Raw genomic sequence first — 25,058 nt, forward strand, 5'->3', positions numbered from 1 at the left:
CATCGGTACGCCGTTCGTTCATGACGTCACCGCCGTTGGCACCACCGTGTTGTGCAGGCGGCCGATCCGCTCGATCTCCACGACGACCTCGTCTCCGGCGGCGAGGAACTCACCGCGGGGAATCCCGCATCCCGCCGGTGTGCCGGTGGGGATGACGTCCCCGGCTTCGAGCCGGGTGAGGCGGCTCGAGGCCGCGACCACTCCCCGTACCGGCGCCATCATCTGCGCGGTGGAGGAGTCCTGCTTCACCACTCCGTTGACGCTGAGCCGGATCCGCAGGTTCTGCGGGTCGGGCACCTGCCAGCTGGGCACGAGCCCGGGGCCGAGCGGGCAGAACCCGTCCTGCCCCTTGTGTCCCAGCCAGTCGAAGGTGAACGGCTCGGCGACGGGCAGCGCGGACCTGAGACGGTCCCGGGCGGAGATGCCGTTGGCCACGAGATAGCCGGCCACGTGGTCGAGCGCCTGGTCGGGGGAGAGGCCACGGCCCGGCCTGCCGATGACGACGGCGAGTTCGGCCTCCCAGTCCACCCGTGCGCCGGGATAGGCGGGCAGCGGCACGGGATCGCCGGGTCCTGTCACCGTCGTCGTCGGCGGCTTGAGGAAGGAGAACGGTTCGCCCGGTTCACCCGGGGCCTCGATGCCCATCTCGGCTATGTGGTCCCAGTAGTTGGCGCCGGCGCAGAGCACCTTCCCCGGGTAGGTCAGGGGAGGGGCGAGCCGGGCATCGGCGAGGGTCGCGGATGCGGACGGCGTCCAGTCGCGCAGCCCGGGTGCCAGGGCGTCCCAGCGGCCCAGCACCTCCAGGAGCGTCAGGCCGCCCGTCTCGGGAGGTCCCTCCACCACCTCCCCGTCGATCAGGACACCGACGACGGTCTTCTCGGAGTCTCCGGTGCAGTACTGCACCAACGACCAGTCAGGCGACTGCATGGCTCTTCCTCCAGCGGGCGGCTCAGTGGGCTAGCCGGACCATAGTGCATACACATTATGTCGGAAAGGGTAGGCTGCGGTAGGTGTGGTGGCCAGGCCGGGAAGCCGGACGCGGTGGTCCCGCGCGGTGGCCCTGTGCAGTGGAGAGGCGGTCGGTGCGGGTGACGCGGACGGATGCGGCGGAGCCGACAGGTGATCTGCTCGGCCTGCTCGGGGGCCTGCCACGGCCGGTGATCTCCCACCCCCGGCGCACCAGCGTCGAGATCCACGACCACCTGAGACGGCTGATCCTGGACGGTCACCTGCCGCCCGGCACGGAACTGAAACAGGCCGGGCTGGCCCGGGTCTTCGACGTCAGCCGCACCCCGCTGCGCGAGGCGTTCCGGATGCTCCAGGAAGAGGGGCTGATCGACGCGGACATCAACCACCGGGGCCGGGTCACGGTTCTGGACGTGGCCGACCTGGACTGCCTCTACGCGGCCCGGATCTCCCTGGAGGCGATGGGCGTGCGGGTCACCGCCGGGCGCCTGACCCGTCAGGATGTGCAGGAGGGCTCGGCGCACCTGCACGACGTGGACCGCGCCGAGGAGACGGGCGACGCCATGGCGTGGCGCGAGGCGCACCGGGCCTTCCACCGTGTGCTCGTGTGCCGCTGCACCCCCACGGTGCTGCGCACGATCACCTCCTACGCCGAACGCAGCGAGCGGCCTGGCCCACGTCGGGGGCCTCACGGCCCGGGGCGAGGTCGTCGATCACCCGGCGGGCCGTGCGCGCGAGGTGTCTCGTGATCAGCTGTGCGGCCCGCTCCGACCGCCATGGTGTGCGGTGAGGATCTCGGAACGGCCGTCTGGGAGAGCTGGACTCCTGTCGAAAAAAGTGTACACACTTAGTGGTGCGAGCCGTCGGGGCGCGGCGCAACGGAACTGTGAGGAGGTTGCCATGCTGCGTGTCAAAGGCCTGCTGCACTACGGACTTCAGGTCCCCTCCCTGGACACGGGCCAGAGCTTCTACGACACCTTCGGGCTGCGGACGGTCGAGCGGGACAACGCTCTCGTGGTCCGCTGCGACGGCCGCGAACAGGACCAGGCGGTCCTGCTGGAGGGGCCGGTCAAGCGGCTGCATCATGTGGCGTTCGCCGTGGAGCCGGACTCACTGCCCGAGTGGCAGCGCCATCTGGAGGGCCTCGGTGTGCGGCTGCTCGACGCGCCCGCCCAGCTCCCCGGCGGCCTGTGGTTCCGCGACCATGAGGGCAACCTGCTGAACCTGCGCGACGAACAGCTTGGCGCCTGGCGGGACTTCGGCACCACGGACGCCCACGAGCCCAACTTCGGAGACCGCGTCCGCCGTGTCGACCAGGCGCGCTGGCTCACCGCAGACGAGAAGCCCCGTCCCCGGCGCCTCGGCCACATGCTGATCTTCAGTACGGACCTGGACGCGTCCGAGGCCTACTACGCCCGCACCCTGGGCCTGCGCCTCTCGGACCGCATCCGGGGCATGGCCGTCTTCATGAACTCCGGCCCCGGCGACCACCACGTCTTCGGCTTCCTGCCCGCCACCCACCCCGGCCTGCACCACTCCAGCTGGGAGGTCGCCGACATCGACCAGATCGCGATGGGCGCGCAGGCCATGGCCGCGGCCGGTCACAGCCACGGCTGGGGCCTCGGTCGGCACACGCTCGGCTCCAACTTCTTCCACTACATCCAGGACCCGTGGGGCAGCTGGATCGAGTACTCCAGCGACATGGACTGCATCACGGACAGCTGGAAGGCGGGCGACTGGGACTGCCCGCCGGCTGTCTGGAGCCCGGAGATCCCGGCCGACTTCATCGTCAACCAGGAGGAGAAGTCCTCCTGAACCCCCGCGATTCCTGACCGGGCGGGTCGGGTCGGGGGCGGTGCCGAATAAATCTCAACGCTTGTATATTTTTTTTGAGGTGCCGCTTCCGGCCTACCGCCGAACCAGGAGTCCTGCCATGCCCACCGACAGCACGACCACGCCCGCGGACCCGGAGTCCGCCCCACCGGGAGAACCCGGGGAGGCCCCCGGCGGGCGCCACCTCGGCCTCGCCCTCGTCGTCATCGCCGCCGCGCAGCTGATGGTCGTGCTGGACGGAACGATCACCAACATCGCGCTGCCGAGCATCCAGACCGACCTCGACGTCTCGGCGACGAACCTGGCCTGGATCGTGAACGCCTACGCCCTCGCCTTCGGCGGACTCCTGCTGCTCGGCGGCCGGGCCGGCGACCTCTTCGGACGCCGCCGCATGTTCCGTATCGGCATCACGGTGTTCACCCTCGCCTCCCTGCTGGGCGGTCTGGCCCCGAACGAGGAACTGCTGATCGGCGCCCGCGTCCTCCAGGGCGTCGGCGCCGCGATCGCCGCCCCCACCGCGCTCTCGCTGATCGCCACCAGCTTTCCCGAGGGCAAGCCCCGGAACAAGGCGATGGGCGTGTACGCGGCCATGGCGGGCCTCGGCTCCACGGTCGGACTCCTCCTCGGCGGCGTCCTGACCGACTACCTCGACTGGCGCTGGGTGTTCTTCGTCAACATCCCCATCGGCATCGCCGTACTCGCCGGGACGAAGGTCCTCGCCGAGGGCGAGCGCAACACCGGACGCCTCGACGTCCCGGGCGCGATCACCGGCGCCGGCGGCCTCATCTCGCTCGTCTACGGCATCACACGCGGCGGCCAGGACGGCTGGACCGACGCCCTGACCCTGGTCTTCTTCGGCGTGGCCGTCGTCCTGCTGGCGCTCTTCCTCGTCCTCCAGATGCGCACCACGCACCCGATGCTGCCGCTGCGCCTGTTCAAGGACCGCAACCGTGCCGGGTCGTACGCGACCATGCTGTTCCTGGGCGCGGGCATGTTCGCCACCTTCTACTTCCTGTCGCTGTACATGCAGCAGATCCTCGGCTACAGCCCGGTCAAGACCGGGTTCGCCTATCTGCCGTTCAGTTTCGGCATGGGGATCGCCGCGGGCGTCAGCTCCAAGCTGGTCGCCCGCCTCGTGCCCCGGCAGATCGCCGGCCCCGGCCTGGTCATCGGCGCGGCGGGCATGTTCTGGTTCAGCACCCTGGAGCCGGGCGCCTCCTACGTCACCCACCTGATGCCCGCCATGTTCGTCACCGCGCTCGGCCTCGGCATGAGCTTCGTGCCGATGACGCTCGGCGCGGTCAGCGGAGTGCGCGACCAGGACTCCGGCATCGCCTCCGCACTCCTCAACACCGCGCAGCAGGTCGGCGGCGCCCTGGGCCTCGCCGTGCTCACCACGATCTCGACCTCGGCGGCGAACGACCGTCTCCCGGAGGCGGCCGGCGCCTTCTACCGCGCCGTCGCCATGAAGGACCTCGCCACGGTCGCCAAGGCCGGCGAGGCCCTGACCCACGGCTATACGACGGCCTTCACGGTCGCGGGCTTCCTCTTCGTGGGCGGCCTGCTGATCACGCTGTTCGCCATCAACGCGAAGAAGCAGGAGCACACCCCGTGAACGAGCCCCGAGCGCTGTCCACCGTCATGGAGCTCGACACCCACGAGCGCGGAACGCTGTTCTCGGCCCGGGGCGCCCGCTTCACGGTCGACCTCGACCCGTTCCTCAACACGGACCTCTTCCGGATGACCGGACCGGTCTTCTCCCCGCACCCCCACGCCGGCTTCTCCGCCGTCACCTACCTCTTCGACGACTCCACCACCCGCTTCCACAACCGCGACAGCCTCGGCGACCGGAGCCTCATCGAACCCGGCGGGGTGCACTGGACCGTCGCCGGCTCGGGCATCGTGCACGACGAGGTCGTGGAGGAGCTCGGCCGGCTCGGACACGGCGCGCAGATCTTCGTACGACTGCCCCAGAGCGTCGAGCAGGACGATCCGTACGGCATGCACTTCACCCCGCGGGAACTGCCCGCGGACGAACTCGCCGAGGGTGTGCGGGTCCGGGTGGTGGCGGGCGAGGCGTTCGGCATGCGCTCGCCGGTGCGCGAGGCGGCCGACTCCCACGTCTACGACCTGATGCTGGGACCCGGCGCCCGCGTCGAGGTTCCCGTGGACCCCGAGTTCCGCGGCTTCGTCATGACCGTCGACGGCGACGGCCGGATCGCCACCCCCGCGAGCCGCGGCGAGCTGGGCCCGGCGGGCCTCGCCGTGTTCGAACCCGGCACCGGAGCCGTGCAGGTGGAGGCAGGCGAGCAGGGCGCACAGTTCCTGTTCGGAGCGGGCCGACCGCTGCGCACCCCCGCGTACATGTACGGCGGGTTCTGCCTCTCCAGCCGCACCCGCGTCACGGAAGCCGTCGAGCGCTACCGGTCCGGCGAGATGCACGGCCTGCTGACGGCCCCGTGACAACACGCACGACGCACACCCGACTTGAAGGAGCACAGATGTCCCCGACCGTAGTGGTCATCGGCGGCGGTTACGGCGGAAGCGCCGCGGCCAAGGCCCTGGACGGCGTCGCCGACGTCGTCCTCGTCGACCCCAAGGACGCGTTCTTCCACGCCGTCGGCGCCCTGCGCGCGGTAGTCGACCCGGAGTTCCTGCCCAAGGTCTTCTTCCCCTACGACAAGCTGCTCGCCAACGGGCGCGTGGTGCGCGACCGTGCGGTACGGGTCGAACCGGGCCGTGTGACCCTGGCCTCCGGCGAAGAACTGGCCGCCGACTACATCGTGCTGGCGACCGGCTCGGGCTACCCCTTCCCCGCCAAGAGCGACCTCGACGACAGCGCCGCGGCCCAGCGGAAGTACCGGGAGGCGCACGCCGACCTCCTGGCTGCCGACCATGTGCTGCTGCTCGGGGCCGGACCGGTCGGGCTGGAGTTCGCCGGTGAGATCAAGGCCGTATGGCCCGAGAAGAAGGTCGTCATCGTCGACCCGGTGGCCGACATCCTCAGCGAGTACGAGCCCGAACTGCGCGAGGAGATCCGCCGCCAGCTCGCCGCACTCGACGTCCAACTCGTCCTGGGCACACCCCTGAAGGAGAACCCGGCCACCGCGTCCGGCGAGCGCGGCACTTTCCATGTCAGCACCGCCGCCGACGTCGACATCACCGCCGACATCTGGTTCCGCTGCTTCGGCGTCGTCCCCCACACCGACTACCTTGCCGGCGCCCTCGCGGACGTACGCCAGGCAAACGGTGAGGTCGCCGTCACCGACACCCTCCAGGTCAAGGGACAGGACACGGTCTTCGCCCTCGGCGACATCACCGACATCGCCGAGTCCAAGCGCGCCGGCACGGCCTCGCGCCACGCGCAGGTGGTCGCCGACAACATCAAGGCGCTCATCGAGGGCGAGGGCGAGGGCGAGGGCGAGGGCTCTGGCGGACTGGCCGCCTATCGGCCGGGTCCCCCTGCCATCCTCCTGCCGCTCGGCCCGACCGGGGGAGCGGCCCAACTCCCCGGCCAGGGCGTCCTCGGCGCCGACGTCGCCGCCCGGTACAAGGGCGCGGACCTGCTGACGGGCCGCTTCGGCGAGCTGTTCGGCACGCGGACGGACTGACCGACGCAGGAGGTCGCGGACGAGGTCGGGCGCGCTCTTTCCCTGGTTCTTGGATGCACTTTGGGTGACCTCCCAGGGAAGAGAAAGCTTTTCGGTGCTGTCGCGTCGAGCGAGGGACGGTAAGTGGATACTCTTTCGGAGTGAGCGGTGATGGCCGAGTGAGCGGAGCCCCCATGTCACTTCCCGTGCTGTTCGGAGCCAACGTCGACCCCGTCTGGGAGGACCCGGGGCAACCCCTGCGGATCACCCAGCAGGTCGAGAAGGCCGGCCTCGACCTCGTCACGGTCCAGGACCACCCGTATCAGCCCAGGTTCTACGACGCCTGGACGCTGATCAGCTATCTCGCGGGCGCGACCCGGAAGGTCACCTTCGTGCCCACGGTCGCGAACCTCCCGCTGCGCCCGCCCGCGATGCTCGCGAAGTCCGCGGCCAGCCTCGACGTGCTCGCTCCCGGGCGGATCCAGCTCGGCCTCGGCACCGGGGCCTTCTGGGACGCGATCGAGGCCATGGGCGGACCGCGCCGGGAGCCCAAGGAGGCCGTGGCGGCGCTCGACGAGGCCATCGACATCACCCGGCTGATGTGGAGCGGCGAGCGCTCGGTGCGCTTCCAGGGCGAGCACTACTCGATCACCGGCGTCCACCCGGGGCCCGCCCCCTCCTCTGACCTCGGCATCTGGCTCGGCGCCTACGGCCCCCGCATGCTGACGCTCACCGGCCGCAAGGCGGACGGCTGGATGCCCTCGTACGGCTTCCTCGGCCTCGACCGGCTCAAGGACGCCGTCGCGCGGATCGACGCGGGCGCGCAGGAGGCCGGCCGGGACCCCGCGTCGCTGCGCAAGATCTACAACCTCAACGGACTGATCAGCCCGGTCGAGTCCGCTGTGCCCTTCCAGGGCACCGTGCGCCAGTGGGTCGACCAGCTCGTCGCCCTTGTGCGCGAGTACGGGATGAACGGCTTCGTCTACTGGCCCGACGCCGACCATCTGCGCCAGCTGACCCTCTTCGCGCTGGAGGTCGTGCCGGGCGTGCGGGCGGCGCTGGCCGGCTGAAGGGAGGGAGTGCCGGGGCCACGGACATGAACCTCTACGAACTGGCCGGCGGCAGCGAGGCCTTCCACCGGATGACCAAGACGTTCCTCGCCAAGGCCCAGGCCGACGACCTGCTCGGCACGATGTTCGCCGGTCTGGACGACCACGCCGGGCACATCGCGGACTTCTTCGTCATGACCTTCGGCGGCCCCGACGACTATCAGCGCGAGCGCGGCGACCTGCGCTTCCTGCTCAAGCAGCACGTAGGCCTGCGCATCACCGAGGAGCAGCGGCTCCGCTGGATCCGGCTGATGACCGCATCGGCGCGCGAGACGGACCTGCCGGAGGCGTTCGTCACCGTCTTCGTCAACTTCCTCCAGGGCCCGTCCCGCAACACCACCCGGGTGTCCCATCTGAGCCCGGCCGAGGCCAGAGCGATGCTCGGCGACGGACCGCGAAGCACGCAGGGCGCCTCGCAGCTGATGATGCGCGAGGCTCAAGAAGACCCTTGCCCGCGTGGCCGGCTGACCGTGCGTTCCTCCTCGTCCGACCGCCTGCGGTTCACGGGTGCGTGATCACGGTCGGCGGCCAGGCCGGGGCGGTATGGGGACGGTGGAACGTGTGCCGGCCCGAGCCGATCTCGAACGGGTCTGGCGCATCGAGGGCAGCAACGGAGACACCCTCGTCGTGGAGGCCGTCATCCCCCCGAACACCCGGGCCGAGGTCCAACTCCCCGACGGCGGACGCACATCGTGCGGCGCGCCTCCTTCCGTATCGCCACCGGATTCACGGGCACGCCGCTGATCTGCGACGCCCTGTGCGCGGCGGGCGAACCGCAGCTCGCCTACCGGATGCTTCTGGAGCAGGGCTGCCCGTCGTGGCTGTACCCGGTGACCATGGGCGCCACCACCGTCTGGGAGCGCTGGGACTCGAGGCTGCCCGACGGCGCCGTCAACCCCGGCGAGATGACCTCGTTCAACCACTACGCGCTCGGCGCCGTCGCCGACTGGCTGCACCGTACGGTCGCGGGCCTCGCCGCCGCCGAGCCCGGCTGGCGACGGCTGCGCATCGCCCCGGTCCCCGGTGGCGACCTGACGTGGGCGAAGGCGTCCCACGACACCCCGTACGGCAGGGCCGAGGCGGGCTCCAAAGCGCGGGGCTACGTTACGCATACGTTTCACTTGTACGTATCAGTACGTCGGTTCAACACCGGTCCGCGCGCTCCAGTCAGCGCGCCCCGGCCCGAGGCCCGACCAGGCCGCCTCCGGGCCGACTCCGGGCCGCCTCCGGAAAAGATCATCTCCCGGCGCTCCATGGCACCGCCCCTCAGGGTTTCCGGCTTTCCGGCTTTCCGGAAAAAGCTGACGCACGAGTCTTGTGGCCCGCACCGGTGTGCGTCGGGCCGAGGTGTGTCGGGCCGGTCTGCGTCAGGCCGGTATAGGTCAGGCGGACTCGCGTACGACCAGGCTCAGCGGAGTCACCTGGGGCGGCGTCGGCAGCGATCGGCCGGTCACGCCATTGACGATCATCCGGGCCGCGCGGCCCACGAGGACGTCGAGGTTGTTGTCGATGGTCGTCAGCGGCGGCATCGCGAAGGGCGCCAGCTTGTCGTTGTCCACGCCGATCACGGCCAGGTCGCCGGGGGCGGCGAGACCCACCCTGCGCATGCCCGCGAGGAGGGCGAAGGCCGTCTCGTCGTTGTAGGCGCAGACCCCCGTGACGGCGGGTACGGCCGAGTGCCACTGCTCGGCGGCCGCGGCGGCCGCCGAGATGTCGAGGGGCACCTCGAGCACGACGGGGGGTTCGAGGCCGAGTTCCGTGCAGGCGGCGCGAGCGCCGTCGAGTCGCAGGGCCAGGAACTCCTGGAGTCGGGGATCCCCGGGAGCGGCATAGCCGATACGCGAGTGCCTCGTCGTCGCCAGCCGCTCGACCTGTATGGCGCCGATGAGGTGCTGGGGGATGGTCAGGACGCCCGGGTCGGTCGACGGGCTCATCCCGGCGCTGACCACGTGGATGCCGGCCGCGCGCATGCTGGACACGTCCTCGGCGGAGACGTCGAAGGTCGTCATCACGGCCGCGGGCATCAGTTCCCGCCACAGCGACTCGAGCGGGGAGTGCCGCTCGCGCCGGGTGACGAGGTTCAGGCCGTGCCGCTCCAGCTCGTCGCCGAGGAGCTCGACCAGGGCTGTCAGGGTGCCGCCGACCGGAACGTCCGGAAGGAACATCAGCACCAGATCGCTGCGGCCCAGGCGCAGTGCGCGTGCGGCCGCCGACGGTTTGTAGCCCAGTTTCACCACCGCGTCCAGCACTCTGCGCCGAGTCTGCTCGGAGATCTTCTGGTTGGGCACGTCGTTCAGCACATAGCTGACCGTGGTCTGTGAGACCCCCGCTTCCTTGGCGACGTCGGTCGCCGTCACCCGGCCGGTCCTGCGCGCCACGGGAACCTCCTGTAGGACAAGCCGGTACGGCGCGCCCGACCGAGTGGCGAGCGTCACTGAATCGTAACAGTGAAGGTGCGGGATGTCCGAGGCTTCGGGCGCCTCGCACCAGGAAAACCGTGCGCGCGTCGCGTGTGCACACAGCGGGTGTGTGCGTGAGGTGAATCCGTGTGCGTGGACGGGGAATGGCTGGGCAGACGGTGGTTCGGAGGCTGGAAATCATGATTCCGCCACTTCGCTTCCAAGGTTCGAAAAACATCCCGCATTAAATGGGGGCGTGAAACCAGGGACTTGGGGCACCCGCAACAAAGGCGGTCGATGAAACCGCTGCGCACGACGTACGGAAAAAAGAGGAACGACGGGTATCCCCGCTGTCCTCTGTTTTACCGGAGGAGTTGTTTTCGCGTGACTGAAAATGTGTGGAGTTACAAGTCGACCGCGGGTCGTCTGGCGGGCGCCGACCTCACCGGGTACAAGGTCGAGGCCACGGACGGCGGCATCGGCAAGGTCGACAAGCACTCCGACGAGGTAGGTGACGCCCATCTGGTGGTGGACACCGGTGTGTGGATCTTCGGCAAGGAGGTCCTGCTCCCGGCGAGCACGGTCGTCAGCATCGACCCGAGCGAGCAGAAGGTCTTCGTCGACCGCACCAAGCAGCAGATCAAGGACGCCCCGGACTTCGACCGCGACAAGCACCTCGGCGACCCGGGCTACCACGACGAGGTGGGCGCCTACTACGGCACCGGCGCCCCGTTCGGCGGCCCGCACGCCTGATCCGACACCTGCTCCGAGCACCACGGCCCCGGGACTCCTCGACGAGTCCCGGGGCTCTCGACAGCCACGGACGCGTACCTCGCGCCCGAGCAATGGGGAGGGCATCGTGAGGTCGTCTCACACACGAGGGGGAGGCGGGGCCGCGAAGTCCGCGGCCCGTACCACGCAGAAGGAGACGCTGACCGCCGCGGGGCGAGCGGGTTTCATCGCCCGCGGGGTCGTGTACGTGCTGATCGGGCTGCTGTCCCTCCGGATCGCCGTCGGCAGCGGCGGCGGCCGGGCGGACCGCCAGGGCGCGTTGCACGAGATCGCGACGAAGCCCTTCGGAGAGGCGATGCTGTGGGCCCTGGTCGTCGGCTTCGGCGCCATGGCGCTGTGGCGCGGTTCCCGCGCCGTGCTCACCAGGGGGCCTCGGCGGAAGGCGGGTTCGCGCGCGCTGGACGGCGGCCGGGCGGTCTTCTACGCCTCGGTCTGCTGGGGGACGGCCGTGTACGCCGCCGGCGGCGGGCAGGGTTCCAGTGGCAACGCGCAGTCGCAGGACTGGACGGCGTCGGCGCTCGAACTGCCCTACGGCCAGGCACTGGTGGGCGCCGCGGGCTGTCTGCTGATCGGGATCGGCGTGGTGCTCGCCGTCCGGGCGGCCCTGCGACGCTTCCTGCGGCAGCTGAACACCGGCGCGATGAGCCCTCGTACGAAGGAGGTCGTCACCGCGCTGGGCGTCGGCGGAGGCGTGGCACGGGGTGTGGTGTTCGCCGCGGCCGGGGTCTTCCTCCTGGTGGCGGCCGTCCGCTTCGACCCGCACGAGGCCAAGGGCGTGGACGCGACGCTCCGCAGCTTTGCGCAGACACCGGCGGGACCCTGGCTCCTGGTCGCCGTCGCGCTCGGGCTGATCCTCTTCGGAGCCTTCTCCTTCGCCTCCGCTCGGTGGCGCCGCCTGTGACACGGTTGCCGTACGGCGGGGCCGCGCGGGGTCAGCCGCCGCTGCGGGGCACGCGTACGACCTGGACGAAGGAGTCGTCGATCTGACGGACCGCGGCCATGAACCGGTCCGGGTCGACCGGCTCGGTGACGTAGGCGTCGGCTTGCAGCTTGTAGCTGCGCAGGAGTGCGGGAAAGTTCATATGTACGGGGCAGGGGTGACCGGCGCGGCCTGAGGGCCATGCGCCGCGGTCAGTTACCCAGCGCCTGACCCACGGTCGGGCGGCAGGGAATGAGGGCGTCGATGCCGGCGAGCTCCATCACGCGCAGCACGGGCGGCCGCGTACCGGCCACGCGCGGCCGGCCCCGGGCGTCCACGGCCGCGCGGTGGGCGTTGACGAGCGCGTTGATGCCGCTGGAGTCCATGAAGGTCAGACCGGAGAGATCCGCGACGGTCCGCGGCGGCGCGTCGCCGACCGCCGGACGCAGCACCGCATCGACGTAGTCATGCGCGGCGTGGTCCAGTTCGCTGTACAGGGCGACGATGCGGACGCCGTCGACGGTGGAGTGGCTGACCGTCAGACGGCCGGGCTGGGCTGGCTGGATGCCTGGGTGCGCCGCACCGGCGCCCGGCGCCGACGCCCCGCACCGACGCCCCGCCCGACTCCCCGCCCGGCTCCCGGGTTCGGGCTCGGGTTTCGGTCTCGGTGGGATCCGCGGGCTCATCCGGTGAGGAGACCGCTGCGGAGCTTGGTCAGGGTGCGGGTCAGCAGACGGGAGATGTGCATCTGGGACACGTGCAGTTCGCGGCCGATCTCCGCCTGGGTCATCTCCTGGCCGAAGCGCATCTCGATGATGGCCCGTTCCCGGTCGTCGAGCCGTTGCAGCAGCGGGCCGAGCGAGTGCAGGTCTTCGAAGAGGTCCAGTGCGGGGTCGACGTCGCCCATCGTGTCCGCGTACCTCGGCGCGCCGTCGGGCTCGTCGTCGCCGCCCGCGGTGTCGATGGAGCCGGCGATGTAGCCGTTGGCGGCCACGAGGCCCTCGATGACCTCGTCGTCGGTCCGGTCCAGGTGGGCCGCGAGTTCCTTCACCGTGGGCGTACGGCCCAGCGTGGTGGTGAGCGCCTCCCTGCTCTTGGCGAGGTCGACGCGCAGCTCCTGCAGACGTCGCGGGACGTGGACGGCCCAGGTGGTGTCGCGGAAGAAGCGTTTCATCTCGCCGACGATGTAGGGGATCGCGAACGACGTGAACTCGACCTCGCGGCTGAGGTCGAACCGGTCGATGGCCTTGATCAGACCGATCGTCCCGACCTGGATGACGTCCTCCATGTCACCGCTGCCCCGGTTGCGGAAGCGGCGGGCCGCGAAGGACACCAGGGACAGGTTCATCTCGATCAGCGTGTCGCGGGCGTACTGGTACTCGCGGGTGCCCTCCTCCAGCACCTGCAGCCGGTCCAGGAACAGCTTGGACAGGACGCGCGCGTCCTTGGGGGCGACCTTGGCGCCGTCCTCGATCCACGGCAGGTCGTCCATGGCGTCGGGTGTTCTCGTGGTGACGGCGGTCGCTCGGCGGGCATTCACGGAAGAGATCACGGTGCCGCCTCAGATGGAAAGCAGGATGAGCGTCTCCTGCCCCCTTCGGCCGTATGCATGTCCACGCGGCGCGAGAGTCCTGACGGTCAGTCCGCCGGATGGCCCGGGGTGACGCCCCGCGCGTCGGTCAGCGACAGCGGCGTGGGGCGATCGCCGAGCGGATCGCCGAGCGGATCGCCGAGCGGATCGCCGAGCGGATCGCCGAGCGGATCGCCGAGCGGATCGGCGAGCGGATCGGTGAACGGATCGAGATCGATCACGGTATTCGGCTCCCGGCTCACGAGTCCGGATGCAGAATTAACCTGCCGAGTACCCTGAAAATCCCTGACCGCAACGGTACAGGTGGGATTTTCTGGATCGTGGGTACTCGGTGCTCATGGATTTCGAACCGAGAGAGCCGGCGCTGCCGTCCGCCCGTGGTCCGATATCGGAGGCGATTACCGAATATCTGCGGAGTACGGGACCGCCGCCGGACGACAAGGCGCTGTTCGGCGCCGACCCGCTCGGAGACGATCCGCAGCTGGCCCTGTACATGTGCTACGAGCTGCATTACCGGGGATTCGCCGACGTCGATGCCGACCGTGAATGGGATCCCGATCTGCTCAGGGTCCGAGCAGCCCTGGAGCAGCCGTTCCTCGGGCTTCTGCGCGACGCGGCGCACACGCACAAGCGGGCCGACGAGGCAGTGGACGAATTGCTCGTCGAACCCGTCGACGGGAACGGCGTCAGCCACTTCCTGCAGCACGAGGGCGAGTTGTGGCAGCTGCGCGAGTATGCCGCCCAGCGGTCGCTGTACCACCTCAAGGAAGCCGACCCGCATGCCTGGGTGCTGCCCCGACTGTGGGGCCGGGCGAAGGCGGGCATGGCCGCCGTGGAGTTCGACGAGTTCGGAGGGGGCCGCGCGGACCGCGTGCACGCCCGCCTGTTCGCCGATCTCATGGCCGACCTCGATCTGGACCCGTCGTACGGGCACTACCTCGACGCGACCGGCGCCGAAGCCCTCGCCGTCGTGAACATGATGTCCCTCTTCGGTCTGCACCGCGCCCTGCGAGGAGCCCTGGTGGGCCACTTCGCCGCCGTCGAGATCACCTCGTCCCCCGGTTCGCGCCGCCTCGCGCAGGCCATGCGGCGTACCGGCGCCGGACCGGCGGCCGTGCACTTCTACGACGAGCACGTCGAGGCCGACGCCGTGCACGAACAGATCGTCCGCCGGGAGGTCGTCGCCGGCCTTCTCGAGGAGGAGCCCCACCTCGACGGCGACGTCGCCTTCGGCGTGGACGCCACCGCCTACCTCGAAGACCGCCTTGCCGAGCGTCTCCTCGACGCGTGGCGGGCCGGGGAGTCGTCGCTGCGCATCCCTGTCTGACCGGCGTGCCCGCGACGAACAGGTTCTCCCACACCGACGAACAGGCTCTCCCACACGGACGAACAGCTTCTCCCGCAGGCGCGAGAACCGGAGACGAAACCCCATGACCACGGTCACTCTGCCCGGCGTCTACACCGCACAGGACGACACCGACCTCCTCGTCCACCACCTCCACCAGGAAACCCTTCCCCCGCAGGCCGAGGTCCTCGACGTCGGCACGGGCACAGGCGCCGTCGCCTTGGCCGCGGCCCGGCTCGGGGCACGCGTGACGGCCGTCGACATCTCCTGGCGAGCGGCTCTCAACGCCAAGGTCAACGCGGTGCTGGCCCGCCTCCCGCTGCGCGTCAGGCGCGGCGACCTGCTGGCTCCGGTGTCGGGCCGGTCCTTCGACCTCATCCTGTCCAACCCGCCGTACGTGCCGGCCCCCGCTGCTTCGTGCCCCCGGCGGGGCGGGGCACGGGCCTGGGACGCCGGGCGCGACGGCCGTCTCGTACTGGACCGGATATGCCAGAACGCGCCCGTGCTCCTGCGGCCCGGCGGGGTGCTGCTGCTGGTCCAGTCCGCGCTGAGCGGTCCGCAGGAGTCGCTGCGGCAACTGCGCGCGGCGGGCCTGCGCGCCGGGATCGTGGAACGCCACTGCATCGCCTTCGGCCCCGTCCTGCGGTCCCGGAACGACTGGCTGCGCGGTCGCGGCCTGGTCGAGGGCGACGACGACAAGGAAGAGCTGGTGATCATTCGTGCGGTACGACTCGGACGACCCGGATGAACGTCGCTGTCGCATAGTGGCTCAGCGTGCGGGACCGCTGCTGGTCGAAGGCCCGGTGGACGTCACCCTGGAGGACGGCTCCACCGTGTCGTCCGACCGGTTCTGCGTCGCCCTGTGCACCTGCCGGCGCAGCCGGACCTACCCGTGGTGCGACACCAGCCATCGCACGCCCGAGCGGCTCGGGCGGCCGGGCGGCGCGGGGAGGATGGATACTGGGCACGGAGCCGGCGGCGAGCACCTGGGGTGATTCAGTGTGGACAGTTCACGGGAGGCGGCTGCCTCGGCAGCGGCGCCCGTTCGCGCTGCGGAGGCACTCCAGGTGCGACCCCTGGCGGGTCGGACGGGATGGCGGGCGGCCGGTGAGATCACTGTGATCACCTGCCCCGCCTGGGAACAGGCGCTGGAACGGTTGTCCCGACTCGACGAAGCGGTGTGCCACCTGGAGCTCTCCTCCGTCAGCTTCGTCGACGTCGCCGGCGCCTCCGCTCTGGCGGCGACCGCTCAGGAACTGCCCCGGGGACGTCGTATCGTGCTCGATCGGCCGCCCGCCACCCTGCGTCGGCTGCTGGACATGTTCTGGCCGGACCTGACCGCCATCGAGGTGGCGCCGCGATGACCGCCCTCACGACCACGGAGGCGTTCGCCCATCCCGCCCTGTTCTACCGGGGCCGGCAGGAGTATCTGCGGGGCACGCTGCCCTTCATCCGCGACGGCCTGAAGCACGGGGAACCCGTGGCGGTCGCGGTGCCCGGCCCGAACCTGACGGTGCTCCAGGAGGCCCTCGCCGAGGACGCGACAGCCGTGCACTTCGTCGACATGACCGAGGCGGGCCGCAACCCCGGCCGCATCATCCCCAGGGTGCTGCGCCCCTTCGCCGACGCCCATCCGCACACGCGGGTACGCATCATCGGCGAGCCGATCTGGCCCGGCCGCAGCAGCTTGGAGTATCCCGCCTGCGTTCAGCACGAGGCGCTCATCAACGCGGCGTTCCAGGGCCGCGTCGCGACCATCCTGTGCCCGTACGACGCCGGTCGCCTCGACGACCAGGTGCTCACCGACGCGTACGCCACCCACCCCGTCGTCGTCGCCGACGGCCGTACGAGGCCCAGCCCCTCCTACGCGCCCGAGCACATCGTCGCGCACTACAACCAGCCGCTCGACGAAGCGGCGGGCACGACCGAGGCCCATGCCTTCGGGGTCGACGATCTGCCGACCGCCCGCTACTTCGCCGTCGCACAGGCCACCGGCCTCGGACTGTCCGGGACCCGTCTGGACGATCTCGCGCTGGCGGTCGCCGAACTGACCACCAACAGCGTGGTGCACGGCGACGGCACCGGCAACGTGCGGGTCTGGCGCGAGGGCTCCCACGTCGTCTGCGAGGTCCGCGACCGCGGCCACCTGACCGACCCGCTCGCCGGAAGACGCCCACCCGCCCGGGACCAACGAGGCGGCCGAGGCCTGCTCCTCGTGCACTGCCTCGCCGATCTCGTACGCATCCACACCGGCCCCGAGGGCACGGCGATCCGCTGCTACATCGGCTACTAGAGGACAAGGACCTGTCCGGCGGGAGGGAACGACTGCTGAGGGCCTGCGGTCAGCAGCGCGCCGACGGACGGTCCCCGTCGAGCCGTACGGCCTGGATCAGCGCGCCGACGACGATCGACGCTCGCCCACGTGCGCGGCAAGCGGCCGCACGCCGTGGGCCACGTGGGCGATCTCCCGGCCGGGGCTGCCGTGACCACCGTGGACGCGCCGACATGTTCGTCTGAACGCCGCACACCGGCGGACGCCGATGCGCGAGCGTCCCGCGTGCCCGTGTGTTCCCCAGGCGCCCTGTCCGCCCCTGTCCCAGGCCAAGGAGAGAACTGTGTCCCGCATCAAGGAGAAGTCCGAGCGCCGCGTCGAGCAGAGGTCCACGGGCCGGCTGCCACGCCTGGCGGGCGCCGTCGCCGCCGCCGCTGCGCTCGGGCTGCTCGCCACCGGCCCCGCGTCGGGCGACGAGCCGACCGTGTCCCATCCGCGCATCATCGCCCACTTCGACTTCGCCGCAGGTCAGACGCCGGAGAACATCGCGCTCGAATCCGACGGCTCCGCCGATCTGACCTTCGCCTACGCCCGCCAGATCGCCCATGTCACCCACACCGGCGACACCCGGATCCTGGCGACCCTGCCCGCCGTGGCGAACCCGAGCACCCCCAAGGTCGGTGCGGCCGTCGTGCTCGGCATCGCCCGCGCTCACGACGGCGCGCTCTACGTCAACTACGCCACCGGCACGAGCGAGACCGGCATCTGGCGTCTCGGCACCGACGGCAGCGCACCCGTGCAGATCGCCAAGCTGCCCACGAACGGGTTCCCCAACGGCCTGGCCCTCGACGAGCGGCGAGGCGTGCTCTACGCCGCCGACTCGGTCCGGGGCACCGTCTGGAGCGTTCCGCGCACGGGCGGCGAGCCCACCGCGTGGGCCGTGGGATCCGTCCTGAACCCGTTGCCCGCCCCGGCGGCCGGCTTCGGCGCCAACGGCCTCAGGTTCCACCGCGACGCCGTCTGGGTGTCCAACACCGACACCGGGACCCTGCTGCGCATCCCGGTCCGCGACAACGGCTCCGCCGGCGCGATCGAGACCAGGGCGACCGGACTCGCCGGAATCGACGACTTCGGCTTCGTCGCCGCACACGAGGACACCGCCTTCGCGGCCCTGCCCGTAACCAACCAGGTCGCCCTGGTGCGCGCGGACGGCGCCCACACCGTCGTGCTCACCCAGCAGGACGGCCTGTCCAACCCGACCGCCGTGGCCGTACGAGGCCGGACCGCCTACGTCACCAGCGCGGCGTACTTCACCCAGAAGGACCCCGACCTGCTCCTCGCCCGGCTGCACCGGCGCCTGCGCTGACAGCAGTCGCCCGCGGGGCGGGAGAGGGCACCGGGTTCAGGCCGAGCTCCCCGCCTCCGCGGCCAGGTCCAGCGCGACGTCGGTGATCATGTCCTCCTGGCCGCCGACCAGGCCCCGCCGGCCGACCTCGACCAGGATGCTGCGCGTGTCCAGCCCGTAGCGGGCGGCCGCCGTCTCGGCGTGGCGCAGGAAGCTGGAGTACACGCCCGCGTAGCCGAGGCTGAGGGTCTCGCGGTCCACCCGCACCTCGCGGTCCTGCAGCGGTCGTACGAGGTCGTCGGCGGCGTCCATGAGAGGGAACAGGTCGCAGGCGTGCCGCCAGCCCATCAGGTCGGCGACCGCGACGAACGCCTCCAGCGGACAGTTGCCCGCCCCCGCGCCCTGCCCGGCGAGGGAGGCGTCGACGCGTACGGCTCCGCTCTCGACGGCGACGACGGAGTTCGCCACGCCCAGGGCGAGGTTGTGGTGGGCGTGGATGCCGAGCTCGGTGGCCGGGTCGAGGGCGTCCCGGAAGGCGCGGAAACGGTCGCGGACGCCGTCCATGGTGAGCCGGCCGCCGGAGTCCGTGACGTACACGCAGTGCGCGCCGTAGGACTCCATCAGCTTGGCCTGCCGGGCGAGTTCGGCCGGTTCGGCCAGGTGGGACATCATCAGGAACCCGGCGACGTCCATCCCCAGCTCGCGGGCGGCGGCGATGTGCTGGGCGGAGACGTCGGCCTCGGTGCAGTGGGTGGCGACGCGCACCGAACGGACGCCGAGCGCGTGCGCCCGCTTCAGATCGTGGACCGTGCCGATGCCGGGCAGCAGCAGGGTGGTGGGGATCGCCCGGCGTACGACGTCGCAGACGGCCTCGATCCACTCCCAGTCGGTGTGCGCGCCGACGCCGTAGGTGACGCTGGAGCCGGACAGTCCGTCGCCGTGGGCGATCTCGATCGCCGAGACGCCGGCCGCGTCCAGGGCGGCGGCGACGGTGCGGGCCTGGTCGACGGTGTACCGGTGCCGGACGGCGTGCATGCCGTCCCGCAGGGTGACGTCCTGGAGGTAGAGACGCGTGGTCATCGTGCGGCCCCCTCGGTGGAGCGGCGGGCGGCCATGCGTTCCGCGGTGCGCAGCGCGGCCGAGGTCATGATGTCGAGGTTGCCGGCGTAGGCCGGGAGGTAGTGGGCGGCGCCCTCGACCTCGAGGAAGACCGACACCTTCAGCGCCTTGTCGGCACCGGGGGCCAGGGTGAGCAGCGGGTCGTCGGCCGTGACCCGGTCGAACTGCACCTTCTGCTTGAGCCGGTAGCCCGGCACATATGCCTGGACGCGGCCGACCATCTCCTCGACCGACGCCGTGACCGCCTCGGCGGCGCAGTCGGAGACCAGGCAGTGCACGGTGTCCCGCATGATCAGCGGGGGTTCGGCCGGGTTGAGGACGATGATCGCCTTGCCGCGGGCGGCGCCGCCGACCTGCTCGACGGCGGCGGCGGTCGTCTCGGTGAACTCGTCGATGTTCGCCCGGGTGCCGGGACCGACGGAGCGGGAGGCGATGGAGGCGACGATCTCGCCGTAGTGGACCGGGGTGACGGCGTGGACCGCGGCGACGATCGGGATGGTGGCCTGGCCGCCGCAGGTGACCATGTTGACGTTGGGGGCGCCGAGGTGGGCGTCGCCGTTGACCGGCGGGACGACGTACGGGCCGAGGGCGGCCGGGGTGAGGTCGACGAGGGTGCGGCCGAGCGGGCGCAGCACCTCGTCGTGGCGGCGGTGGGCGCCGGCCGAGGTGGCGTCGAAGACGATCTCGACGTCGGCGAACTCGTCGAGGGCCGCCAGCCCCTCGACGCCCTCGTGCGTGGTGGCCACCTTCAGCCGGCGGGCGCGGGCCAGTCCGTCGGAGTCCGGGTCGATCCCGGCCATCGCGACGATCTCCAGGCTCTCCGACAGCCGCAGCACCTTGACCATGAGATCGGTGCCGATGTTGCCCGAGCCGATGACGGCGACTTTCGTCGTGCCGCTCACGGGCTACCTCCTGAACGGGAACGGGAACGGGAACGGGAACGGGAACGGGAACGGGAACGGGAACGGGAACGGGGCGATGCGGGCGCTTCTTCTGGCGCTCCGGACGCCGTTACAGACACCGATATAGACAGCACTCCTTCGATGGGACAATCTTTGTTCCGTGACACGGAACAGTGGTGGCGGCAGCATGCTGGAAAAAGCCGCGCTCATCCTCGAAAGCTTCAGCCCGAGCGGCGGTCCGTACCGTCTGTCGGAACTCTCGGAGCGCACAGGCCTGCCGAAGCCCACGGTGCACCGGCTGGCGGCGGACCTGATCGGGCTGGGCTGGCTGGAGCGGGTGGGCCCGCAGTACCGGCTCGGCGCGAAGCTGTTCGAACTCGGCTCGCTGGTGCCGCACCGGCTCGACCTCCGGGAGACGGCCCTGCCCTTCCTCCAGGACCTCTTCGAGGCCACCCGGGAGACCGTCCACCTCGGGGTCCGTGACGGCCTGGACGTGGTCTACCTCGAACGCATCCACGGCCACGAGGCCCTGCGCCTGCCCTCCCGCATAGGCGGCAGCCTGCCGCTGAGCTGCACCGGCGTGGGCAAGGCCCTGCTCGCCTTCTCGGGCGCCGAGCTGACCGAGGAGCTGCTGGCGCGACCGCTGCCGAGCCTCACCCCGCACTCGATCACCGACCCGGCCCGCCTGCGCACGGCCCTGGAGAAGATCCAGGTCTCGGGCCTCGCCTACGAGGAGCAGGAGGCGGCCCCGGGCGTGAGCTGCATCGCGGCCCCGGTGTTCGCCGGCGGCGCCGCGGTGGCCGCGCTCTCGGTGGCCGTGCCGCGTTCCCGGTTCAGCCCGGCGCACCTGGCGCCCGCCGTGCGGACGGCGGCGCTGGGACTCTCCCGCGTCCTGCGCGCAGCCGCCTGACCGGGCGCCCCGGCTACGAGCCCGGTCCCCGAGCTACCGGCTCGGCGCGTCCAGGCCCGCCCCGGGGTCGGGATCGGGGTTGAACACCGGGTGATAGCTCTCCGGCGGTGCGAGATACGCGGCGGCGGGCAGCCCGCCGGTGTCGACGACGATCTGGTCCACGACCATCGCCGGGTCGACCATGAAGAGCCGCAGCACATGCTCGCCGGGTTCGGCGACGGTCACCGTGGCCGTCAGCTTCTCGACGCCCTCCTCCACGTTGCGCGCCCAGGCGTCCCCGCGGTTGCCGGTGGCGACGGACTGACCCGACACGACGGTGACCGGCTGGTCGTCGAGGGCGAGGGCGAGCCGCCGCGCGCCGCGCTCGTCGAGGGAGGGCAGCCGGAACACGGTGACGGGGAAGACCCCCGTGCTGCCGAAGCGCACCCGGTATCTCAACTCCGGTGCGCGGGAGGCGAAGTCGGCGGTCACCGGGGCGGCCGTCGACGGCCCCGCGGCCATCGCCGCCGTACGACGGCCCAGCCCGCGCACGGTCCGCCACCGGGCCCCGCCGCGGGCCACCCGACGGTCGGCGTGCACGGCGTCGATCGAGACATATCCGTTGGCCTCGACGAACCCGCGCGCCCGTCTGCGCGCCCGCTCCCCGTCGTTGACCACGCGCAACGGCACCTCGAAGCGCTGCGCCCCCTCGGTGAAGGCGACCGTCGCCTCGTGCGCGCCCTCGGGCGCCAGGTCCCAGTCGACGTCGACCCACACCCGAGTCTGCTCGGAGAGCGAGCCGCCCGCCGAGCTCAGCCCGACCCAGGGATGACTGGTCTCGGCAGCCCAAGTCAGCGTCAAAAAGCCGGTGTTGAAGACGTCCACGAAGCGCCGGTCACGGGTCGCCGAGGAGAAGGACAGCGGCCGGTCCGCGCCCGTCTCGTTGCCCTCGGCCGCGACGCCCAGCCCGGACGTCTCCCGCCGGGCGACCCGGGTGACGCTCGGCCGGCCCGGCGCCTTCGGGATCTGCGAGGGGTAGGGGTTGATGTAGCCGTCCCACTTCCCGCCCGCCACCTCGGTGTTGTAGCGCTTGGTGAGCGCCGCCTCCTCCGCGTGCGCGGACTCCGCGAGGTCCGCGAAGCGGTTGGCCCCGGCGCCGCGGCCCTGACGTACCGCGAGCGCGTTGCGGTCCGCCCAGTAGTACTTCAGGTTCATCAAGTACGCACCGTGCACGGGGTACTGGACGAGCTCGAAGAAGGCGTCCCGGTAGGCCTCGGGGAGTTCGGCGGCCAGTGCCAGGGTCCGCACCAGCAGCCGGTCGTACGCGGCCATGCGGCGGCCCGCCTCGTCGCCGTGGTGGATCACGGAGAAGATGTTCCGGTCGATGAACTCCGGGCGGCGCTCGGCCGCGAGACGGTAGTACTCGGTGCGCAGCGCCGCGATGTCGCCGGCGTGCCGGAGACCGAACTGCCGCCCGTACCACTCCACGAGGAAGTCCTCCTGCGCGTCCTTCCGCGCGTCGCCCTGGGTGTCTCCCTGAGCGACGCCGGGGCCCCTCCCCTCGATGTCCCAGGCCAGGTCCATGCAGAAGGACAGGCCGGTCTCGATCGACTTGAGGTCGCCGACGTTGAAGATCCACATCCGGTCCGCACCGTGCTCGTACACCCGGTGCAACTCCTGGCCCACCTTGGCCAGTTGGGTGGTGTCCAGCCACAGGTAGCTGCGCGGGCGGCCCCAGTAGGAGAGGTGGTAGTAGATCCCGTTGCCGCCGGAGCGGGCCCGCTCCGCCTCGTTCGGCAGCTGGCGCATGTTGCCGTGGTTGTCGTCCGGCCAGATCAGCGTGACGTCGTCGGGGACCCGGACGCCCGCGTTGTACAGGTCCAGGACCTCCTTGTACGGGATGAAGATCTGCGGCTCGGCCGCCGCGCCGACCTCCTCCGCCAGGATCCGGCGCTGGTCGGCGACGATGTCGTTCATCACCGCGACCTTCTCCGGGATCGTGGTGGCGTACTTCGTCTCCAGCGCGGTGTCGTGCAGCCCGCGCATCCCGATCGTCCAACTGCTCTCGTACGCCGCGTTCTCGCGGGCCCGGGCCCGCCAGTAGTCCGAGATGACGCCCGGGTTCACCGTGTAGTCGTACACCGGCAGACTGCCGTCCGCCCCACGGTGCTCCTCGGCCCACGGCTCCCACTCGTGGACGCCGTTGCGCAGCAGGGCCTCGGGGTGGCTGGAGCCGACGACGACGCCGTAGCGGTCGGCGAGTTCGGGGTTCTCCCGGTACTGGTTGAAGAAGTCGGAGTACGGATGCATGGCCGGCCACAGATAGTTGGCCTTGAGGCGCAGCAGCAGCTCGAAGACGCGCTTGTACGTCTCGGGGCCGATGTTCTTGTCCGGCTCCTGGGTGCGGTGTGACCAAGTGGTCAGGTTCTGCTCGTCGTTGAGGAACACTCCTCGGTAACGCACCGAAGGCTCAAGCCGCTTGACCGTGCCCGCGGACACGGTCACGGTGTCCCGGTGCTCGACGGGCACGTCGGCCCACCAGTGCCAGGCGGAGACGCCGATGCGCTCCGAGGTGTCGTAGACGCCGTAGACCGTGCCGCGCCGGTCGCTGCCCGCGATCACCAGCGCGCGGTCCACGCCGGGCGCCGGACGGTCCACCACCTGGACCACGGACGCCTCCCAGCGCCCCCGCACCCGCGAGACGTCCAGACGGCCCTGGGCGACGAGCCGGTCGATGACCGGGCTCGCGCCGAGCGCGCCCACCAGGACCAGCCCGGCGGCGCGGTCCGGCAGGGTGTGCCGTAACTCCGGACGCACCCCGCCGACCCGCTCGACGTCCGCCGCCAGGTCGCCGGCCGCGCGGACCACCGCGGGGTCGTCGGCCGCGTCCACGAAGACGTCCACCGCGACGCCGTCGCGCACCAGCGCGAAGTCCGGACGGGCCGATGCCGACGCGGACGCGGACGCAGGCGAGGAAGCGGACGCCGATGCCGACGCGGCCCGGGCCGTCGCCGGAAGCGTCGCGGGGAGCAGCGGGGTCAGTCCGACGGCTGTCACGCCCCGGAGGAAGGCCTTGCGGGTCCACGGCTGCGAGGGGTCCTGGGGTGGGGTGTGCGGCACGAGACGCTCCCGGACTAGACGGCTGGCATGACCATGCTAGAAAGCGCTTTCCCCTCGCACCCTAGGACAGCGCCGACCATGGCGTCCAGAACCGTGCAGCGGGCAGGCGGACCCGCGGGCAGGCCGGCACGCAGGTCGGCCGGCAGGTCGGCAGGCCGGCCGCCGGAGCGGAGCCGAGCAGCTCTCAGCGGCACGCTCGGCAGCACACCCGGCGGCCCATTCAGTGGCGCCCTCAGCGGCACAGGCCCAAGAGGTCCTCCTCGAACGTCGGGAACTCGGCCCGCGCCTCGGCGATGACGGCCGGGGCGGGCCGGCGCGGGGTGGTGGCGTGCCGGGCGGCCAGTTCGGCGAGCTCGGCCTGCGGACCTATGTCGCGGTCGGGGTATTCGACGGCCTCCATCGGGCCGAAGCCGTCGGCCAGCAGCCACAGGAAGTCGGACAGGGTTCCGGCCACCACCCCGCACTCGCCCTCCGAGCCCAGGAACACCACCGGCTGCTCGGCGAGGGGCCGCCCGGGGCGCACGCACCACAGGGCGGCGAGCCCTCCGGTGCCGTCCTGCCCGAAGACCCGGTAGGCGTCGCCGTCGAGTTCGTGATTCCCGGTCCAGTTCCGGATCCAGTCCGTGGTCTCCTCGGCGGAGTCGAAGGCGTCGTACGGCTCGAAGTCGAAGCCCTCGCCGTCGTCGTAGGGGAACTCCACCGCGGCGACCTCGGCGAGGGCGGGCGGGAAGCGGCGGTCGTCGGTGATCTCGGTCATGAGCGCAGGCTAACCGGGCCCACTGACAGTGCGTTCCGGGTCGTTGCGGCCATGGCTTCGGGGTTGTTATGACCACCGTCATGGTGGATGCTGCCTCTCGGCATCTGCCA

General features: G+C 71.1%; 25 protein-coding genes and 2 pseudogenes. 17 read left to right on the forward strand and 10 right to left on the reverse strand.

The annotated features are described in order from the left end of the window. Positions 1-18 precede the first annotated feature (18 nt). A complete protein-coding gene (locus OG562_RS41350; RefSeq protein ID WP_266407281.1) occupies positions 19-927 on the reverse strand; it encodes a fumarylacetoacetate hydrolase family protein in 909 nt (302 codons plus the stop codon). Positions 928-1,088: 161 nt separating this feature from the next. Between OG562_RS41350 and OG562_RS41355 the strand changes: the two genes are divergently transcribed. The 8 genes and pseudogenes from OG562_RS41355 to OG562_RS41390 form a co-directional block, all read left to right on the forward strand. Next, positions 1,089-1,715: a GntR family transcriptional regulator gene (locus tag OG562_RS41355; protein ID WP_266407282.1), complete on the forward strand. Its 627-nt coding sequence runs from the start codon at positions 1,089-1,091 to the stop codon at positions 1,713-1,715. A 151-nt stretch (positions 1,716-1,866) separates the two neighbouring features. Then, entirely contained in the window at positions 1,867-2,781 is a 915-nt protein-coding gene (locus OG562_RS41360; protein ID WP_266407283.1) for a VOC family protein, read from the forward strand. A gap of 118 nt (positions 2,782-2,899) precedes the next feature. After that, on the forward strand, positions 2,900-4,414 hold the full coding sequence (locus OG562_RS41365) for an MFS transporter (protein ID WP_266407285.1): 1,515 nt from the start codon (positions 2,900-2,902) through the stop codon (positions 4,412-4,414). Beyond that, complete coding sequence (locus OG562_RS41370; RefSeq protein ID WP_266407287.1) at positions 4,411-5,262, forward strand: pirin family protein; 852 nt, start codon at positions 4,411-4,413, stop codon at positions 5,260-5,262. The genes OG562_RS41365 and OG562_RS41370 overlap by 4 nt, the downstream gene beginning before the upstream one ends. Before the next feature lie 38 nt (positions 5,263-5,300). Next, a complete protein-coding gene (locus OG562_RS41375; RefSeq protein ID WP_266407289.1) occupies positions 5,301-6,410 on the forward strand; it encodes an FAD-dependent oxidoreductase in 1,110 nt (369 codons plus the stop codon). A gap of 173 nt (positions 6,411-6,583) precedes the next feature. Next, on the forward strand, positions 6,584-7,459 hold the full coding sequence (locus OG562_RS41380; protein ID WP_266407292.1) for an LLM class flavin-dependent oxidoreductase: 876 nt from the start codon (positions 6,584-6,586) through the stop codon (positions 7,457-7,459). A gap of 26 nt (positions 7,460-7,485) precedes the next feature. Beyond that, the gene (locus OG562_RS41385) at positions 7,486-8,013 is read left to right on the forward strand and encodes a globin (RefSeq protein WP_266407294.1); all 528 of its coding nucleotides are present in this window, start codon (positions 7,486-7,488) and stop codon (positions 8,011-8,013) included. Positions 8,014-8,088: 75 nt separating this feature from the next. After that, positions 8,089-8,583, forward strand: a pseudogene (locus OG562_RS41390) (alpha-L-rhamnosidase C-terminal domain-containing protein); the annotation flags it as partial. Positions 8,584-8,880: 297 nt separating this feature from the next. Here the strand turns inward: OG562_RS41390 and OG562_RS41395 are convergent. Further along, positions 8,881-9,876 (reverse strand): LacI family DNA-binding transcriptional regulator, encoded by a 996-nt coding sequence (locus tag OG562_RS41395; RefSeq protein ID WP_266407296.1) that lies wholly within the window; start codon positions 9,874-9,876, stop codon positions 8,881-8,883. A gap of 405 nt (positions 9,877-10,281) precedes the next feature. Here OG562_RS41395 and OG562_RS41400 point away from each other — a divergent pair, with 405 nt between their 5' ends. Further along, positions 10,282-10,650, forward strand: coding sequence for a PRC-barrel domain containing protein (locus OG562_RS41400; RefSeq protein ID WP_266407299.1), 369 nt, complete (start codon positions 10,282-10,284; stop codon positions 10,648-10,650). A gap of 106 nt (positions 10,651-10,756) precedes the next feature. Continuing rightward, positions 10,757-11,590 carry a DUF1206 domain-containing protein gene (locus OG562_RS41405; RefSeq protein WP_266407302.1) on the forward strand — a complete coding sequence of 278 codons (834 nt, stop codon included), beginning with the start codon at positions 10,757-10,759 and terminating at the stop codon, positions 11,588-11,590. A gap of 31 nt (positions 11,591-11,621) precedes the next feature. Here the strand turns inward: OG562_RS41405 and OG562_RS41410 are convergent. From OG562_RS41410 to OG562_RS41425, 4 genes and pseudogenes are all read right to left on the reverse strand, one after another. Next, a pseudogene (locus OG562_RS41410) lies at positions 11,622-11,756 on the reverse strand (response regulator); the annotation flags it as partial. Positions 11,757-11,820: 64 nt separating this feature from the next. Next, positions 11,821-12,294, reverse strand: a complete 474-nt coding sequence (locus tag OG562_RS41415; protein WP_266407305.1) for an STAS domain-containing protein — start codon at positions 12,292-12,294, stop codon at positions 11,821-11,823. Continuing rightward, a complete protein-coding gene (locus OG562_RS41420; protein WP_266409805.1) occupies positions 12,291-13,100 on the reverse strand; it encodes a SigB/SigF/SigG family RNA polymerase sigma factor in 810 nt (269 codons plus the stop codon). Before OG562_RS41420 ends, OG562_RS41415 begins: the two co-directional genes overlap by 4 nt. Before the next feature lie 146 nt (positions 13,101-13,246). After that, a complete protein-coding gene (locus OG562_RS41425; RefSeq protein WP_266407308.1) occupies positions 13,247-13,420 on the reverse strand; it encodes a hypothetical protein in 174 nt (57 codons plus the stop codon). A 116-nt stretch (positions 13,421-13,536) separates the two neighbouring features. On the opposite strand from OG562_RS41425, the gene OG562_RS41430 reads away from it, so the two are divergent. The 6 genes from OG562_RS41430 to OG562_RS41455 all read left to right on the forward strand — a co-directional run bounded on the left by OG562_RS41430 (position 13,537) and on the right by OG562_RS41455 (position 18,182). After that, the gene (locus OG562_RS41430; protein WP_266407311.1) at positions 13,537-14,526 is read left to right on the forward strand and encodes an iron-containing redox enzyme family protein; all 990 of its coding nucleotides are present in this window, start codon (positions 13,537-13,539) and stop codon (positions 14,524-14,526) included. Positions 14,527-14,629: 103 nt separating this feature from the next. Then, the gene (locus OG562_RS41435) at positions 14,630-15,292 is read left to right on the forward strand and encodes a HemK2/MTQ2 family protein methyltransferase (RefSeq protein ID WP_266407313.1); all 663 of its coding nucleotides are present in this window, start codon (positions 14,630-14,632) and stop codon (positions 15,290-15,292) included. Then, positions 15,264-15,539, forward strand: a complete 276-nt coding sequence (locus OG562_RS41440) for a CDGSH iron-sulfur domain-containing protein (protein WP_266407315.1) — start codon at positions 15,264-15,266, stop codon at positions 15,537-15,539. Before OG562_RS41435 ends, OG562_RS41440 begins: the two co-directional genes overlap by 29 nt. A gap of 72 nt (positions 15,540-15,611) precedes the next feature. Beyond that, positions 15,612-15,908, forward strand: coding sequence for an STAS domain-containing protein (locus OG562_RS41445; protein ID WP_266407318.1), 297 nt, complete (start codon positions 15,612-15,614; stop codon positions 15,906-15,908). Beyond that, entirely contained in the window at positions 15,905-16,837 is a 933-nt protein-coding gene (locus OG562_RS41450) for an anti-sigma factor RsbA family regulatory protein (RefSeq protein ID WP_266407320.1), read from the forward strand. Before OG562_RS41445 ends, OG562_RS41450 begins: the two co-directional genes overlap by 4 nt. 322 nt (positions 16,838-17,159) lie before the next feature. Then, on the forward strand, positions 17,160-18,182 hold the full coding sequence (locus OG562_RS41455; RefSeq protein ID WP_266407322.1) for a hypothetical protein: 1,023 nt from the start codon (positions 17,160-17,162) through the stop codon (positions 18,180-18,182). A 36-nt stretch (positions 18,183-18,218) separates the two neighbouring features. Here the strand turns inward: OG562_RS41455 and dmpG are convergent, their stop codons facing one another. Together dmpG and OG562_RS41465 are read right to left on the reverse strand one after the other, a co-directional pair. Next, a complete protein-coding gene (dmpG, locus tag OG562_RS41460; RefSeq protein WP_266407324.1) occupies positions 18,219-19,241 on the reverse strand; it encodes a 4-hydroxy-2-oxovalerate aldolase in 1,023 nt (340 codons plus the stop codon). Next, positions 19,238-20,182: an acetaldehyde dehydrogenase (acetylating) gene (locus OG562_RS41465; protein WP_266407325.1), complete on the reverse strand. Its 945-nt coding sequence runs from the start codon at positions 20,180-20,182 to the stop codon at positions 19,238-19,240. The genes dmpG and OG562_RS41465 overlap by 4 nt, the downstream gene beginning before the upstream one ends. Positions 20,183-20,369: 187 nt before the next feature. Between OG562_RS41465 and OG562_RS41470 the strand changes: the two genes are divergently transcribed. Further along, positions 20,370-21,092 (forward strand): IclR family transcriptional regulator, encoded by a 723-nt coding sequence (locus OG562_RS41470; RefSeq protein ID WP_266407327.1) that lies wholly within the window; start codon positions 20,370-20,372, stop codon positions 21,090-21,092. 33 nt (positions 21,093-21,125) lie between these two features. Here the strand turns inward: OG562_RS41470 and OG562_RS41475 are convergent, their stop codons facing one another. Both OG562_RS41475 and OG562_RS41480 read right to left on the reverse strand, forming a co-directional pair. Continuing rightward, positions 21,126-24,128, reverse strand: coding sequence for a glycosyl hydrolase 115 family protein (locus OG562_RS41475; RefSeq protein WP_266409807.1), 3,003 nt, complete (start codon positions 24,126-24,128; stop codon positions 21,126-21,128). A 295-nt stretch (positions 24,129-24,423) separates the two neighbouring features. After that, positions 24,424-24,948 (reverse strand): SMI1/KNR4 family protein, encoded by a 525-nt coding sequence (locus tag OG562_RS41480; RefSeq protein WP_266407329.1) that lies wholly within the window; start codon positions 24,946-24,948, stop codon positions 24,424-24,426. Positions 24,949-25,058: the final 110 nt, after the last annotated feature.

Source organism: Streptomyces sp. NBC_01275 (assembly GCF_026340655.1).
In the GTDB taxonomy this organism is placed as follows: domain Bacteria; phylum Actinomycetota; class Actinomycetes; order Streptomycetales; family Streptomycetaceae; genus Streptomyces.

Excerpts from the sequence above, each read along its gene's own strand:
- OG562_RS41470 (WP_266407327.1), top strand. The coding sequence starts at position 20,370 with ATGCTGGAAAAAGCCGCGCTCATCCTCGAAAGCTTCAGCCCGAGCGGC.
- OG562_RS41430 (WP_266407311.1), top strand. The coding sequence starts at position 13,537 with ATGGATTTCGAACCGAGAGAGCCGGCGCTGCCGTCCGCCCGTGGTCCG.
- OG562_RS41480 (WP_266407329.1), bottom strand. The coding sequence starts at position 24,948 with ATGACCGAGATCACCGACGACCGCCGCTTCCCGCCCGCCCTCGCCGAG.
- OG562_RS41365 (WP_266407285.1), top strand. The coding sequence starts at position 2,900 with ATGCCCACCGACAGCACGACCACGCCCGCGGACCCGGAGTCCGCCCCA.
- OG562_RS41380 (WP_266407292.1), top strand. The coding sequence starts at position 6,584 with ATGTCACTTCCCGTGCTGTTCGGAGCCAACGTCGACCCCGTCTGGGAG.
- OG562_RS41350 (WP_266407281.1), bottom strand. The coding sequence starts at position 927 with ATGCAGTCGCCTGACTGGTCGTTGGTGCAGTACTGCACCGGAGACTCC.
- OG562_RS41375 (WP_266407289.1), top strand. The coding sequence starts at position 5,301 with ATGTCCCCGACCGTAGTGGTCATCGGCGGCGGTTACGGCGGAAGCGCC.
- OG562_RS41360 (WP_266407283.1), top strand. The coding sequence starts at position 1,867 with ATGCTGCGTGTCAAAGGCCTGCTGCACTACGGACTTCAGGTCCCCTCC.
- dmpG (WP_266407324.1), bottom strand. The coding sequence starts at position 19,241 with ATGACCACGCGTCTCTACCTCCAGGACGTCACCCTGCGGGACGGCATG.
- OG562_RS41385 (WP_266407294.1), top strand. The coding sequence starts at position 7,486 with ATGAACCTCTACGAACTGGCCGGCGGCAGCGAGGCCTTCCACCGGATG.
- OG562_RS41415 (WP_266407305.1), bottom strand. The coding sequence starts at position 12,294 with ATGAGCCCGCGGATCCCACCGAGACCGAAACCCGAGCCCGAACCCGGG.
- OG562_RS41420 (WP_266409805.1), bottom strand. The coding sequence starts at position 13,100 with ATGGACGACCTGCCGTGGATCGAGGACGGCGCCAAGGTCGCCCCCAAG.
- OG562_RS41435 (WP_266407313.1), top strand. The coding sequence starts at position 14,630 with ATGACCACGGTCACTCTGCCCGGCGTCTACACCGCACAGGACGACACC.
- OG562_RS41450 (WP_266407320.1), top strand. The coding sequence starts at position 15,905 with ATGACCGCCCTCACGACCACGGAGGCGTTCGCCCATCCCGCCCTGTTC.